Genomic DNA, 13,675 nt, shown 5'->3' on the forward strand with positions numbered 1-13,675 from the left:
CGAAGCACTACGGAACCGTGGACGTTTGCAACCTTTTCTCGAGAACGGGCGCTAAGGCCGAAGCAAGAGCCTTACCGTAAGATCGAAAGGCGCCTGGGAAAGCCAGGTATCGCGTCGCCACGGAAAGCCCTCAATGAATTTGCCTTGGAAAAAGCCCACCTCTGCGCAGCCGGAGGAGGAGCCTGACGCTGCCAGTGACCGGACCATCAGCTCCAGAAGTGCGTCGGGCGTGGGCGCTGCCTCCATCGTCTCCGCAGCTGCAGGTTTCATCATCCTGGTGATTGCCGGAAACCACCTCCGCCCCGAGGAATATGCACAGTTCAGCGTGTTTTGGGGCGCACTGTTTGGTATCTTCGGCGTGTTGTCCGGCATCCAAAGCGAGACCACCCGCGCTGTTCGATCGGCGGAAACCCTGGGCGGAGCCCCCGGCGGCGCACAACGGCACCCCTCGGTATTGGCAAACGGCGTTCTGGTGGGGGCAATCCTGGCCGTCCTTGTCCTGGCATCCTCATGGCTGTGGGCGCCGTCCGTGCTCGGCATTAACACCCCCTGGCTTTTGCCCACCCTGGCTGCCGCCGCAATGGCCTATTCCGGCCATTCCGCCCTGGCAGGCGCCTCAGCAGGAACCCAGGATTGGAATTTGTACTCCAGACTAATGAGCGCTGAGGCAATGTTCCGCCTGGCGACCGTAGGCACCGTGGCGCTGCTCGGCGTCGGACTCCTGGGTCTCGAACTCGCCTGCGCACTGGCTGCGGTCCTTTGGCTGGTTTTCCTCCTGGTCTCACCAGCTGCACGCCACGCCGCAGTTGCCCGCGCCGATGTGCCCCGCACGGCGTACATGAAGCAGACCGGCCACGCCATGCTCTCCTCAAGCGCCACGGCTGCCCTCATCGTAGGCTTCCCTGTGATCCTGAGTTTCACCAGCAGCGCGCAGGAACTGACCGCGGCCGGCGGGCTCCTCCTCGCCATCCAACTCACGAGGGCGCCGATCATGGTTCCGCTCCAGGCGTTTCAGGGTGTGGCCATCGCCGCGTTCGTGAACCAGCGCGATCGCGGCGTCCACGCGCTGATCAAACCCGCTGCCCTCTTCCTCGCGGTGGGTGTGGCAGGCGGGATCGCAGCTGCTCTGCTGGGTCCCTGGCTCATGGAACTGCTGTTTCCCGGCAAATACGATGTACCGGCCTGGCTCTTGGCCGCGCTGACATTCGACGCCGCGCTCATGGCTGTCCTGACGCTTACCGGAACAGCAGCCCTGGCGGTGGGCATGCACCGCGGCTATTCCGCAGGCTGGGTCAGTGGCACGGTGGTCAGCGTGCTCTGCCTCCTGTTGCCGCTGCCGCTGCCCATCCGGACGGCTGTGGCCCTTGCGGCAGGACCCGTCGTAGGCGCGGCTATCCACGTTGCTTCGATCGTGCGCCTCGGCAGATCAGCCGCTGCTGCGACCACGTGATCCGACACCACCTTCCCCTGCCGACCTCATCAACGAAGGAAGACCTGTGACGAACAATTCCGACAGTCCGCGGACCACGGTGATTCTGCCCGCATACAACGCCGCCCGCTTCCTGGAACGGGCGGTGCGGAGTGTCATGGCCCAGACGGACCCAGACTTCGAACTGGTCATAGTGGATGACCACTCCACAGACGGAACGCTGGACTTGGCCAGGAGGCTCGAAGAGGAGTTCGGAAATCTGACAGTTATCGCTTTGCCCTCCAATGCGGGAGTGTCGGCCGCGCGGAACGCCGGCCTGGATGCGGCCCGGGGATCCTGGATCAGCTTCATTGACAGCGATGACCAGTACCTGCCCGTATTCCTCGAAACCATGCACGCAGCCACCGCACCCGATGTGGACCTTGTGGTCGGCGGCCGGATCGTGGTGCAGCCCAACGGCACGGAAACGCGCAATGGCTCGCGCGCGCTCGGCGACTTCGACGGCGCAGAAGCCTGCCGGTTGGCCATGTGCGACCAGCTCACTCCGTTCCCATGGGACAAGCTGTATCGGCGGGAACTGTTCAGCCAGGTCCGGTTCGCCGAAGGTGCCGCACGGTTCGAGGACATGGCTGTCAACGTCATTTTGCACTCGCTGTCCCGCAGGGTTCGATCTATCGATACTCCGGTTTACCGGTACTACATCATGGATGCTTCCCTTACCTGGGGCAGGGTTCCCACGGTGGCGGACACCACGGTGGCCATGAACCACCTGAACGAACACCTGGACCAACGGTTCAAGGAGGGCAAGTACGGCGCCGCCTATGACTGCATGCGCTCGCTGGTAATCCTGCTGGTGGCCCAAAGCGCGATTGCCCGCGGCACCGGTTCACCCGCCGCTGCAGCCACGGTGGCCGAGTGCCGCAAAGACCTTGGCTGGCGGATGCTTTCCCGGACCCTCGCTGTGCACAAAATCATCGGCGCCGGCGCCGTGTTGCTCAAGCTGACGCCTTCCCTGTACGCCTTTCTCTACCTCCGCCACATCCGCGCTGCATATGGCGTGGGAAAGCCCCAAACGCCCTCGTCGGAGATGCCTGCAGCCGCGCCACCCGCCACTCCCGCCAGCGGTTCTGGTATAGATTAGTACCTATGTCAATCCCCCCCTACACCCGCGCCCTCGTCATTATGCCGGCGTGGAACGAAGCGGAGTCCGTTGGCAAGACAGTCCGCGAAGTGCTGGCGCTGCGTGAGACATATGACGTTCTGGTTGTGAACGACGGTTCCCAGGACAGCACGGCTGCCGTAGCTCGAGAGGCAGGGGCCGTAGTCCTGGACCTCCCCTTCAACCTTGGCGTAGGCGGGGCCATGCGCGCCGGCTTCAAGTACGCAAAGCGGAACGGATACGACGCCGTCATCCAAGTCGACGCGGACGGCCAGCATGATCCCAAGGAAATCTCCCGGGTGCTGGCTGCCTTGGCGGAGGCGGACATTGCCATCGGCGCCCGCTTCGCGGACCGCGGCACCTACAAGGTCACCGGTCCACGGCGCTGGGCCATGGTCCTGCTCGCCAAGGTCATCTCCGGCCTGGCGCATACCCGCCTGACGGACGTCACCTCTGGGTTCAAGGCAGCCAACCGGCGTGGCATCGATCAGTTCATCGACCACTACCCGGCTGAGTACTTGGGCGACACCATCGATTCGCTGGTTGTAGCCATCAGGTCCGGCTGTGTGATCACCCAGGTTCCCGTGGAGATGCGGGCGCGCCAAGGCGGAACGCCCAGCCACAATCCGCTGAAATCTGCCATCTACCTAGGCCGGTCGGTGTTTGCCCTGCTCTTCGCCCTGACACGGCGACGCTCGCAGATCCAAACAGCTTCCCCACAACTCGAAAGTGCATGATCTTGCCCGTTCTGGCTGCTTTCATACTTGCCCTCGTCATCGTCGTCCTCGTGGTCGAGATGCTCCGCCGGAAGAAGCTCCGCGAGAAGTATGCGGCGCTCTGGCTGGTGGTCGGCTTAGCCACACTGGTCCTTGCGGCGTTCCCGCAGCTTTTGGCTCAGACAGCCCGGCTTCTCGGCGTCCAGGTCCCTTCCAACCTCCTGTTCTCTATGACCATATTGTTGGCGCTGGGCGTCTGCCTGCACCTCTCGTGGGAAATCTCTGTGGTGGAAGATGAGACCCGTACACTGGCCGAGGAAGCAGCAATCCTGCGAACGCACATCGAACGGCTGGAAGCCAGGCTGGACGCCGAATTGGCTGAGCCTTCCCGGACCCCACCAGCAAACGAGCCCGCTCCCCTTGACCGCGGCTAAAGCCGCACTGCCCCAAACGCATTGGATCCCTTATGCCACTTGATATTTTCATTCCTTACTGGGGCGACCCGGACTATATGAAGCAGACGGTCCGCAGCGTCCTCGAACAGGACTCTGACGACTGGCTCCTAACCGTGGTTGACGACGCTTACCCTGACCACGAGATCCAGCGGTACATGACCGGGATCGACGACCCCCGCGTCAAGTACATCCGCAAGGAACACAACGCTGGAATTACTGAGAACTACAAGACCTGCGTCGCCCTCGCTACCGAGGAGGTCATGGTCATTCTGGGCTGTGACGACATCCTGTTGCCTAACTACGTGCGGGTTATCAACGCCGCCCACCAGCGGTTTCCCGAAGCCGCCATCATCCAACCCGGCGTCCGTGTCATCGACGGGGACGGCACCGTAGTGCGAACCCTGGTGGACATAACCAAGCAGCACCTTGTCCGGCCCCGAACCCAAGGGCCGCGTCTCCTGTCCGGCGAGTCCCTGGCGGTTAACCTGATGCACGGCGACTGGCTCTACTGGCCTTCACTCGCCTTCCGGACTGACAAGATTCGTGCCGTCGAATTCCGCTCCGGCTTCCCCATCATTCAAGACCTCGCCCTGGTGATGGACATGGTCTACCGGGGAGACCAGCTTCTCCTCGAGCCCACAGTGTGTTTTTCATACCGCCGTCACTCGGAAAGTGCCTCGTCCACCAAGTTGGTTGACGGCTCCCGCTTTGCCGGCGAACGCGAGTACTTCGCGGTATCGGCAGAACAGGCCAAACTCAACGGTTGGACCAAGGCCTCACGGGCGGCAAATTTGCGCCTGACGTCCCGCGCCCACGCACTCGCCCTCTTGCCGAAGGCTGTGGGCAGGAGGAACTTCCCGGCCGCGAAGGTCCTCCTTGGCCACACATTCGGTAACTAGATGTCAGCTTCAGAAAGGCCCATCATGACAACAATCAACCCCGAAGCCGAGTCCCAGGGAACGGTCCTGGTTACCGGCGGCGCCGGCTTCATCGGGTGCGCAATCTCAAGCGACCTCGTGGCCAACTTCGGCCGCGTAGTAGTGGTGGACAACCTGCACCCTCAGATCCATGCCTCCGGCGAGCGGCCCGGCGGGCTTCACGAAGGTGCCGAATTGGTGGTTGCTGACATCACCGAGGCACAGACCTGGGACCAGGTCCTCGCAGACGTCGCTCCCGACGTCGTCATCCACCTCGCTGCCGAAACCGGGACGGGGCAGTCGCTGGAGGAATCCACGCGGCATGCGCACGTCAATGTGGTGGGTACCTCGCAGATGCTTGACGGACTGAACCGTCACGGCAGGCTCCCCCGGCGGATTGTCCTGTCCTCCAGCCGCGCGGTCTATGGCGAAGGCCCCTGGGACGATGCTGAGGGCCGCCGGTTTTACCCCGGGCAGCGCACCAGCGCCACTCTGGACAAGGCCCAGTGGGACTTCCCCAACGCCACGCCTGCAGCCATGAAGGCCGCCGAGACCTTCCCCGCTCCGGTCAGCGTCTACGGCGCCACAAAGCTTGCCCAGGAAAACATCCTTCAGGCATGGGCAAAGTCCTACGGTGTTGAGACTGTTATCCTGCGCCTCCAGAATGTCTACGGGCCAGGCCAGTCCCTCATCAATCCCTATACCGGGATTATGAGTTTGTTCTGCCGCATGGCTATGGGCGGCAAATCCATTCCGCTGTACGAGGACGGCGAGGTCCGCCGTGACTTCGTCCTCATCGACGACGTAGCCTCGGCTATTGTGGCTGGCGCACTTTCCCCTACCGTTCAGGGAGAACCGATGGACATTGGCTCCGGGGAGTTTCAAACCATCGGTACCGCCGCCAGGATCATCGCTGCCCGCTACGGCGCACCCGATCCGCACGTCACCGGCCAGTACCGTCAGGGCGATGTGCGGCATGCCTGGGCTGACGTCGAAGCTGCGAAGGCAACGCTGGGCTGGAAGCCTCAGTACAACCTGGAGCAGGGCATTGAACGGCTCAGCGCATGGATTGACGCGCAGCCGGACGTTCAGCCCTACTAAGGCCTCACCGGCAGGACTGCAGGCGACGGCGGTACCGGAAGGTGCCGCCGTCGTTCGCGTTTAACGCCTATTTCAAAGGAAACCCCGGGCTGACGAAGGGCTGCCCTTGCTCACCCGTCCAGGGTTGCCAGGATGTGATTGAGCGCTGCCTGATTTTCAGGATCTACGATGATCAGGGCTGACGGGTCCGCCTTCATGATTTTGTTGACCACAGGGCGGAGGTTGTCCACGCCCCCGCTGAGCTCGAACATATTTAGCGAAAGCTCCCAGCCTCTTTCGGTGTAGGTTGCGGTGAGGCCGTCATACCACTGCTTCGCCAGGATGGCATCAATGTCGGTGGGCCTTGTGGTGACATAAACCGCTGGCTGGCCCTGGCGGCCCCTAGTGGCCGCCATCAGCATATCCACGGAACGCGGCACCTCTTCGAGTACCTCCAACTCCTTGGCCATCGCCACAGCCGAGGGGGACGAGGGCGGCAGGCCTTCCTTTGACAGTGGGAAAATGAAGCCGAAGGCCTGCGTTGCTGCAACAGTCGCCAGCACCGAAGCCGCGAGGGGTCCTGTTCCGCTGAGCCGCCTAGGGTCCCGTGGGGAGGCAGCAGACGCTCCGTTTCCCCCCGCTCCATCCACGGCTGCCCGGGACCTCGTACGGACGGTTTCCAGAAGGGCGGCCAGCATCAGTGCGAACGTCACGAGCCCAGCGAGGAACAGGGCAATCCCCAGCTTGTGGGAGTAGTACGTCAGCGTCCCGCCCTTGATCAGCTGGGCGACTGCCATGCAGATCGCTAGTACCATCGCTGCAGCAAGGCCTGTAAAGGACCAACGCAGTCGTTGCAAGGTGCCGCCTGAGCGCTGGGCAGACCCTGAGAATACAAGAACCGCCAAGGCTGAGGTGCCAGTGATGATTACGGCCAACTGACCCAGGTCCGGTATTGGCACGCCGCCCACACCGTACAGGACGGCATCCGTGGAAACCCCTGCAAGTTGGCCGAGCGCCAGACCAATGCCGGTGACGCCCACCAGCGCAGTCCCAACCGCGAAAACGTAACCCCCGCGGGTGGCACGCCACCGCCTCAGGTCCCAAGGCAGCAGCACCATTACTGCCGCACCCAGCACCAGCACCTCAAGGAGTACCCAGTTGTGGGCCACGCCCACCACGCACGCCACGAGGGACAGCAGTATTGGAGAGCGCAGCGGTCGGCCCATATCGGCTGCCAGCACGATCGCCACAGCTGCGAGCCCTACCGCAAGGAAAAAATTCGGGAAGCCGTGGAGCGAAGCCGAGGATCCGGGTCCGAAGATCCAGCCTGCTGCCACCACCATCAAAGCAGGAAAGCCAATGAGCGGCTGGCGGCGGAAGGCAGGTACCGACGCGAGCGCGGCAAGGACCATCGCTGCCACCAACACGGAGACAAGGGCGCTCCCGTTGGCGTAATTCACCAGTTCCTCCGCGGGCGTCCCCGCTGGCTTGGCAAACTTAAGTTCCGCAAAAATGGCTACCACACCGTGAAAACCCTGCGGGTAATCCTTGAAGGACCAGTCACTGCCATCAGGCGAGGCGCCCAAGAGGGGTACAACCCGACCATAGAGCCGCTGCATGTGGAAAATGTCGAAGTGGGAAGCATTGTCCCAATTCAAGGTGAGCAGGCTCAGAGCCTTCTCGTAGGCACGTACCGAGAGCAGGTTGAAGTGGACCCAGACGGACAGCGCTGCGGCGGTGACAGGCAGGCAGTCGAGCAATGAAAACCGGGGCACCAGCCGGCGTGCGCCCGCCTTGACGCCGCCACCGACCACCACGAAGGCCACAGCGCCCACCGCTCCGGCCAGCACAAGCGTTCCCCGCCCCAACGGGCCCAGTCCTGAAGGAACCCACCAAAGCAGAGGAACCAGTCCCAGCAGGAGGCTGAGCGACAGGGCAATGCGCGCAGAAAATGTCCGGGCTGTAGGGAGTGCCAACAGGCAGGCCAACAGCAGGCCGATAGTCCAGCCACCTGTCAGGAAATCTGTAAGGCGCAGGGCAATCACGACTGCGGCCGCGGCGACAAATGCGACGGATCCCCTTAGCAGGGCGCCCGGTTTAGCTCCGCGCGGAGCCTGGAGGGACCAGCCGTCCCGGCCAGGCACGGCGCGGTGAGTATCGCGACGCTGGGCCCCGCGACGGGTTTGCCCAGCGGTCACGAGGACGTACGTACGGACTCGGCCCTTGTGGCCGCTTGTTCAGTAGGCGCGGCAGCTACCATTCTCTCCACCGGTATGGCTTTGGGCCGGTGATCCTTGCTGCGGACCCTGCGCATCACTGGCCGCTCAATCCAAACCCAGCTCGCGATCGCCGTGGGGATGGTGAGGGCCATGGCAGCCAAGGAAAACAGGACAAGGCCCCACTCGTGGCCCCCGAAGACTGCCAGCAGTTGCTGGAACGCAAAGGCATAGATGTAAACGCCGTAGGAGACGTCATTCTTTGCGATGAGGCTGGGCTGCGGAAGCCAGGTTGAAATCCACAGGGTGCCGTAAGCAATCAGAACCCCGGACGCCTGACCGCCCCACAGCGGAAAAGCGGAAACCATAAGCAGCGACACGATGAGGCTGGCGACGGCCGGAGCCCAGTGGATTCCGATCCGGGACTTCCAAACGAAGAGGACAGCACCGCCGAGGAAGAACGGCAGCAGCTTCAACAACAGCACTACATCAAAGTTTCCATTGGTGTAGCGGTTGATGACGTCAATATTTGCCTGCGCTACGACGGAAACGGCAAAAATCAAGGTAAGGAACCAAGGAGACTTCCGGAAAATCGCGAAGCACCCAAGCGCGGCCACTACGAGATAGCACAAAAATTCATAGTAAAGACTCCACAGCGAGCCGTTCCACGCCCCGGCGTAGGGGACATTGAGCGGCGTTCCAGCGATGTCGTAATGGTTCATTTTCAAGGTCAGGTTGGAAATGAAGAAATTCAACGGCGAGGTGGCCGTGCTGAAATAACCCGACAGGCTTCCCCGAGCCACGAAGTAACCGATAGGTGCGAAGAAGGCCACCATTGTCAGCAGACAGACGATAAACGCTGGCATGATCCGGGCCACGCGGTGTACCAGGTAGTCACCTAGTCCGTGGCTGAATCTGCTGCCGGTGATGAGGTAGCCGCTGATCACAAAGAAGCCAGAAACCGCCCATCCGCCCAGCGTCTCCCCGGCGAAGACCGGCTCGTTAGCGGAACCAGTCAGCGGCCAGCTGTGATGAACCAACACGGCTAGGGCCAGGATCAGCCGGATGAGGTTGAGGCTGTTGTTCCGGGGATCGAGTGGCTTGCCCAGTAGGAGTCCTGCAGGGGCTTTTTCTGATGACACGCAGACTCCGGGTTCGGCTCATGGGGAATGACACTGACACGCAATTCTACCGTGCCGCGCTTAGCCCCCGGTTTGCCCCGCGCCAAAGCTAAGGCAATGATGGACTAATGCGCGGAATCATCCTTGCCGGAGGCACCGGATCCAGGCTCCATCCCATCACTCTTGGCATCAGCAAGCAACTGGTCCCGGTGTACGACAAGCCGATGATTTACTACCCCCTGTCCACGTTGATTCTTGCGGGCATCCGGGACATTCTCATCATTACCACGCCCCAGGACTCGGACCAGTTTCAGCGCCTTCTGGGAGACGGTTCGCAGTTCGGCGTGAACCTCTCCTACGTCCAGCAGCCCAGCCCGGATGGCCTGGCACAGGCGTTTATCCTTGGGGCCGATCACATAGGCGACGACACCGTTGCTCTGGTTCTGGGAGACAACATCTTCTACGGCCAAGGCATGGGCACCCAACTGCGCCGGCACGCGAACATCAAGGGGGGCGCCGTCTTCGGCTACTGGGTCAAAGATCCGTCAGCCTACGGCGTGGTGGAATTCGACGGGGAAGGCAAGGCACTGTCCCTTGAGGAGAAACCAACCACCCCCCGTAGCCACTATGCCGTCCCCGGCCTCTATTTCTACGACAACGACGTCATCGACATCGCAAAGGGCCTCAAGCCCTCGGCACGCGGCGAGTTGGAAATCACCGACGTCAACAAGGTGTATCTGGAGCGCGGCGATCTGCAAGTAGAAATTCTGCCTCGTGGAACCGCTTGGCTGGATACCGGGACCTTTAATGACCTCAGCGACGCATCGAACTTCATTCGGACAGTGGAAAACCGTCAGGGCCAGAAGATTGGCGCTCCGGAGGAAATAGCCTGGCGTTTGGGCTTCCTCACCGACGACGACCTGCGCCGCCGCGCGGAGCCGCTGGTGAAGAGCGGTTACGGCGCCTACCTTCTGGAACTCCTGGAGGAGTGACGCTTCGTCCTCCCCTAAACGGCGCTGCCGGCAGGGGTGGGACCGCACGAGCCGTGACCGGCCGGGCAACCTTGGTAACTGCGGTAACGAAGATTGCCGCCGGCACTATCAGCAGATCAGATCCACTATCGCGAAGGCTGCACTAGCCAAGGAGCATCATGCGAACGCCACTCAAAGTAATACTCTCCATAGTTGCTGCCGGTACGGTCCTCAGCTCATGCAGTATTGCCGATGGGCCCCCCAAGAACTCGCCCACACCCACGCTTCAACCGACCCAGACCACCAGCCCTACGTACCCTCCGTCAGCCGGGGAACCGAACGTGCGGCTGACGGTGACCACCCTGAGCGGAAATGCCGGGCAACAGTCGACACACCGTCTTGTTTGCGTTGGAACTTCCGCCGTAGAAGGAACAGATCTTCCGGACGGGGACGAGGCCTGCAAGGTTTTGGCCCGGCAACCGAACCTCCTGGAGTACGAGCCCGCCGAAACCAGTGAAGATTGCGAAGGTGTTGGCCAGCCGAACATTGCGGACGTTTTCGGCGAGATCAATGGCACGTCAGTCAGGACAAGCTTCCGCCGCGACAACGAATGCAACGTTAAAACTTGGAAGAAGCTGGAATCACTGCTCGGAACGGTTCAGGAGAAGTAGGCCGCCCGGTCCTGAAAATCAACTGGATATTTTTCGGCCGTGCGCCAGCCCTATCTGCAGGTAGGCGAGATGTACGTCTCACTGCCGGTCCAGCATGCGGCGCCATTATCCCTACCAGCACGCAACCACTTTGAACAGCCGAGCGTCTGATCCTTCCGAATCGACGAGCTCCAAGCTTGCATTCTCCTCAAGATCCATCACACCGCCATAACCGGCAAGGGTTCCCGTGACGGTCCTGGTGCCAAAGTCCAAAACATATCGGACGTTAAGGCGTCGAACAGACTCACAGACCGCCGGGAACTCAGCAGCGTCCTTCAGGCCGGCATTTACAACATCGATATCAGACCCGTGAGTTGTCAGGATATGGGGCTGTATGACAGTGCGGCCGGCCAACGCGTAGGCCAGAGCCGTCCCGCTGCTTGGCAGACCCGCGATATTGGCACCTGGCTCAGTTGTTTCAGGAAGGCGCTCCAACAGTCTCCTTTCCTCCGGGGACAGCAGCGCAGAATTGGCGTCGCTGCGGTATTGCCAGTGCGCTTGGTAAGCGGCAAAATTAGCCGGCATCAGTTGAGGTGCTATGGGCACAAGGGCAACGGCGTAGACCGCCGAAGCCAGGACTGCTTGCCGTGTGGGACCTGGTTTACCCGGTAGCCTGGTCTTCCCAAGGACGGACCCGTCAGCCGCCCTGATCTTTTCCCTCACAAGATCTATAAGGAACAGGGCGCCAATCACCGCTGGTCCTAAAACGACAACCGGCAGCAATGCCGCCAAGCGGTAGCTGTCGAAGTACCAGACACCGGTAATAAACTGCCGAATCGGCGCGTTGTATCCTGCGGCAAAGAAAAACAGGGCCGCTCCGATGAGATAGGTTCCGATTAACCAGCGTCGGGACTTCGTGGTCCAAAGATGGATTATGCCCGCAAGAAGGCAAACACTCAGTATTTCTTGGGACGGACGCCCCAAGGGAGCGTTAAACAGGAGTTCGCCTATTGCCTGGGGAGGAGTCTCGACAACCCTCCAGTTCGCTGCATCCGACGGTGGCCGGAGGAAGTACCAAACGACTGTCAGCAGAGCCAGTCCACCGAGCAGCGCAGCGGTCAGAAGCCACGCCTGGCGGCTCGAGTCCTTCGTTCGCGGCGGCCATAGAAGCCGAATCCGGAAGTAGTAGACCGCCAGTGCACCTGGAAGAGCGAACGCCAAAAACGCCATCAGCGTACTAGGGTGCGCGAGTGCGACTCCCGCGACGGCAACACTCAGGCTCAACCAGGCGATCAGCGCCGGCGGACGGTCGTGGTAACCCAGCCCCAGCGCAGTAAAGGCAAGCCCCAGCGCAGCAGGCAGGACAGAGATCGAAAGCAGGTTTGGATACAGCACGCCCCAATCGATCATCAGTATCGGAAATGTCGCAAAACCGGCGGAGAAAACGAATGTTGCGATCGCCGTCGCCTTGCGATACCCGGCGACGGCGAAGGTGAGGAAGAGAGCGCTAAGCGGCCAGGCTACTGCACCGATGGCAATGCTCGTGGAATTCACGAGGACAGGTATCGTAGCACCCGTAAGCTCCCCGACGATTGCCACAATTGCGTGCCAGCCGGCGGGGTAGGCACTGATCCCGGTAAAGGCTCCCAGGTTCAGAGGCGACGAATTTCTTGACTCCATGGCCCAACGGACTGCATTCAAATGGAAAACATTGTCGTAGGTCTGCGAGATGGAGTCGGGGTGGATCATTGCAGTTGCCATTTGCAGACCCACGACCAAAGCCGTGACGACGCTTCCGACTCCCACTACCAAGGATAAATGGACAGTACTTGGACGCCTTGCTGGACGGGTCCACCCGGAGCCCCAAGTCCTGGACACAAAGAACGCCACAGCGGAGACAACCGCGCAACCAACGAGTACCGGCACTGGCGCCCACGGGATTCCGGCAAATGGAAATATCAGAGCGAGGAAACCAAAGGTTCCCACGCTGAAGGCTGGTGCAATCAGCACAGCAGGAATTCCGCGCATGCGTACAGCCAACGAAGTGGCCAAGCCAGGCAGCAGTAGCAGCAGCACTGCTGTGAGGATTATTGGCAAGGATTGCCACCAGGACACGGAACACCACTCTCGGGAGGTTGGGGACAGATACTGATACTGAGGTGCCGGCCAGGAAACCTGGTAACGCTAATTCACCGGCTTCTGTTGCTAGGTCTCGGTGAGTGACCGGCGGCGCAGTTCCGAAACCACGTCGTGTACATCCCCGTCCATAATGACTTGGCCGTGCTCCAGGAGGACGCCTCGTTCACAGACAGTTGCGACCAGGTCCAGATCATGGCTGACCACAAACAGGGTCTTGCCCAAATCGGCCAGTTCCTTGATTTTTGCGATGCACTTCCGTTGGAAGGGTTCGTCGCCGACAGCAAGAATTTCGTCGATCAGGAACACTTCCGGATCGGTGTGTACTGCAATTGAGAAAGCGAGGCGGAGATACATTCCAGACGAATAGAACTTGACTTCCGTGTCGATGAACTCGCCAATCTCCGAGAATTCGACTATCGAATCAAACATGCTATCGATCTGTTTCTCAGTCATCCCAAGAATGGCGCCATTGAGGTACACGTTGTCCCGCCCACTGAGGTCGTGATGGAACCCTGCACCCACTTCAATCAGTCCGGCCACCCGGCCCCGCGTCCGGACTGTCCCGCCGTCGGGCTGTAAAACACCGGAAATGAGCTTCAACAGTGTCGACTTTCCAGAGCCGTTCAGGCCCATAAGCGCCACAGTCTCCCCCTGTTTCACTTCAAGGGAGACATCTTTAAGGGCTAGGAACTTCTTTGACAGGTCCCCCTTGCGGCCCTTAACAAGCCACACAAGGGCTTCCTTCAACGACCGCGTATGGCGAAGAACAAACTGCTTCCTGAGGCCCACACAACTGATGGCCACGTTGCCGTGGGAAGTCAT

The 13,675-nt window shown here is 61.1% G+C and carries 12 protein-coding genes; 8 read left to right on the forward strand and 4 right to left on the reverse strand.

Translation table 11 applies throughout. From position 1 onward, the window contains the following. Window positions 1-133: 133 nt before the first annotated feature. Genes AC5RV1_RS05495 through AC5RV1_RS05520 form a run of 6 tightly spaced genes read left to right on the forward strand, consistent with a single transcriptional unit; the run spans window position 134 to window position 5,777 of the window. The gene (locus AC5RV1_RS05495; RefSeq protein WP_493993816.1) at window positions 134-1,450 is read left to right on the forward strand and encodes a lipopolysaccharide biosynthesis protein; all 1,317 of its coding nucleotides are present in this window, start codon (window positions 134-136) and stop codon (window positions 1,448-1,450) included. A gap of 46 nt (window positions 1,451-1,496) precedes the next feature. Continuing rightward, entirely contained in the window at window positions 1,497-2,570 is a 1,074-nt protein-coding gene (locus AC5RV1_RS05500; protein WP_493946604.1) for a glycosyltransferase family 2 protein, read from the forward strand. A 5-nt stretch (window positions 2,571-2,575) separates the two neighbouring features. After that, on the forward strand, window positions 2,576-3,325 hold the full coding sequence (locus tag AC5RV1_RS05505) for a glycosyltransferase family 2 protein (protein ID WP_493993817.1): 750 nt from the start codon (window positions 2,576-2,578) through the stop codon (window positions 3,323-3,325). Next, the gene (locus AC5RV1_RS05510) at window positions 3,322-3,738 is read left to right on the forward strand and encodes a DUF2304 domain-containing protein (RefSeq protein ID WP_205484205.1); all 417 of its coding nucleotides are present in this window, start codon (window positions 3,322-3,324) and stop codon (window positions 3,736-3,738) included. Before AC5RV1_RS05505 ends, AC5RV1_RS05510 begins: the two co-directional genes overlap by 4 nt. A 32-nt stretch (window positions 3,739-3,770) precedes the next feature. Next, window positions 3,771-4,658, forward strand: a complete 888-nt coding sequence (locus tag AC5RV1_RS05515) for a glycosyltransferase family 2 protein (RefSeq protein WP_493993818.1) — start codon at window positions 3,771-3,773, stop codon at window positions 4,656-4,658. Between the two features lie 24 nt (window positions 4,659-4,682). Next, entirely contained in the window at window positions 4,683-5,777 is a 1,095-nt protein-coding gene (locus tag AC5RV1_RS05520; RefSeq protein ID WP_493993819.1) for an NAD-dependent epimerase/dehydratase family protein, read from the forward strand. Between the two features lie 110 nt (window positions 5,778-5,887). On the opposite strand, the gene AC5RV1_RS05525 is transcribed toward AC5RV1_RS05520, so the two are convergent. Together AC5RV1_RS05525 and AC5RV1_RS05530 are read right to left on the reverse strand one after the other, a co-directional pair. After that, window positions 5,888-7,900 (reverse strand): hypothetical protein, encoded by a 2,013-nt coding sequence (locus AC5RV1_RS05525; protein ID WP_493993820.1) that lies wholly within the window; start codon window positions 7,898-7,900, stop codon window positions 5,888-5,890. A gap of 50 nt (window positions 7,901-7,950) precedes the next feature. Further along, window positions 7,951-9,114 carry an acyltransferase family protein gene (locus AC5RV1_RS05530; RefSeq protein WP_493993821.1) on the reverse strand — a complete coding sequence of 388 codons (1,164 nt, stop codon included), beginning with the start codon at window positions 9,112-9,114 and terminating at the stop codon, window positions 7,951-7,953. A gap of 107 nt (window positions 9,115-9,221) precedes the next feature. On the opposite strand from AC5RV1_RS05530, the gene rfbA reads away from it, so the two are divergent. Both rfbA and AC5RV1_RS05540 read left to right on the forward strand, forming a co-directional pair. Then, window positions 9,222-10,085: a glucose-1-phosphate thymidylyltransferase RfbA gene (gene rfbA / locus AC5RV1_RS05535; RefSeq protein ID WP_163162345.1), complete on the forward strand. Its 864-nt coding sequence runs from the start codon at window positions 9,222-9,224 to the stop codon at window positions 10,083-10,085. Between the two features lie 446 nt (window positions 10,086-10,531). Beyond that, complete coding sequence (locus tag AC5RV1_RS05540; protein WP_493993822.1) at window positions 10,532-10,735, forward strand: hypothetical protein; 204 nt, start codon at window positions 10,532-10,534, stop codon at window positions 10,733-10,735. Window positions 10,736-10,846: 111 nt separating this feature from the next. Here AC5RV1_RS05540 and AC5RV1_RS05545 read toward each other — a convergent pair whose 3' ends face one another. Then, entirely contained in the window at window positions 10,847-12,829 is a 1,983-nt protein-coding gene (locus tag AC5RV1_RS05545) for a DUF6541 family protein (RefSeq protein WP_493993823.1), read from the reverse strand. A 90-nt stretch (window positions 12,830-12,919) separates the two neighbouring features. After that, window positions 12,920-13,675: an ABC transporter ATP-binding protein gene (locus AC5RV1_RS05550; protein WP_493993824.1), complete on the reverse strand. Its 756-nt coding sequence runs from the start codon at window positions 13,673-13,675 to the stop codon at window positions 12,920-12,922.

Source organism: Arthrobacter sp. Hb9-2 (genome assembly GCF_059091165.1).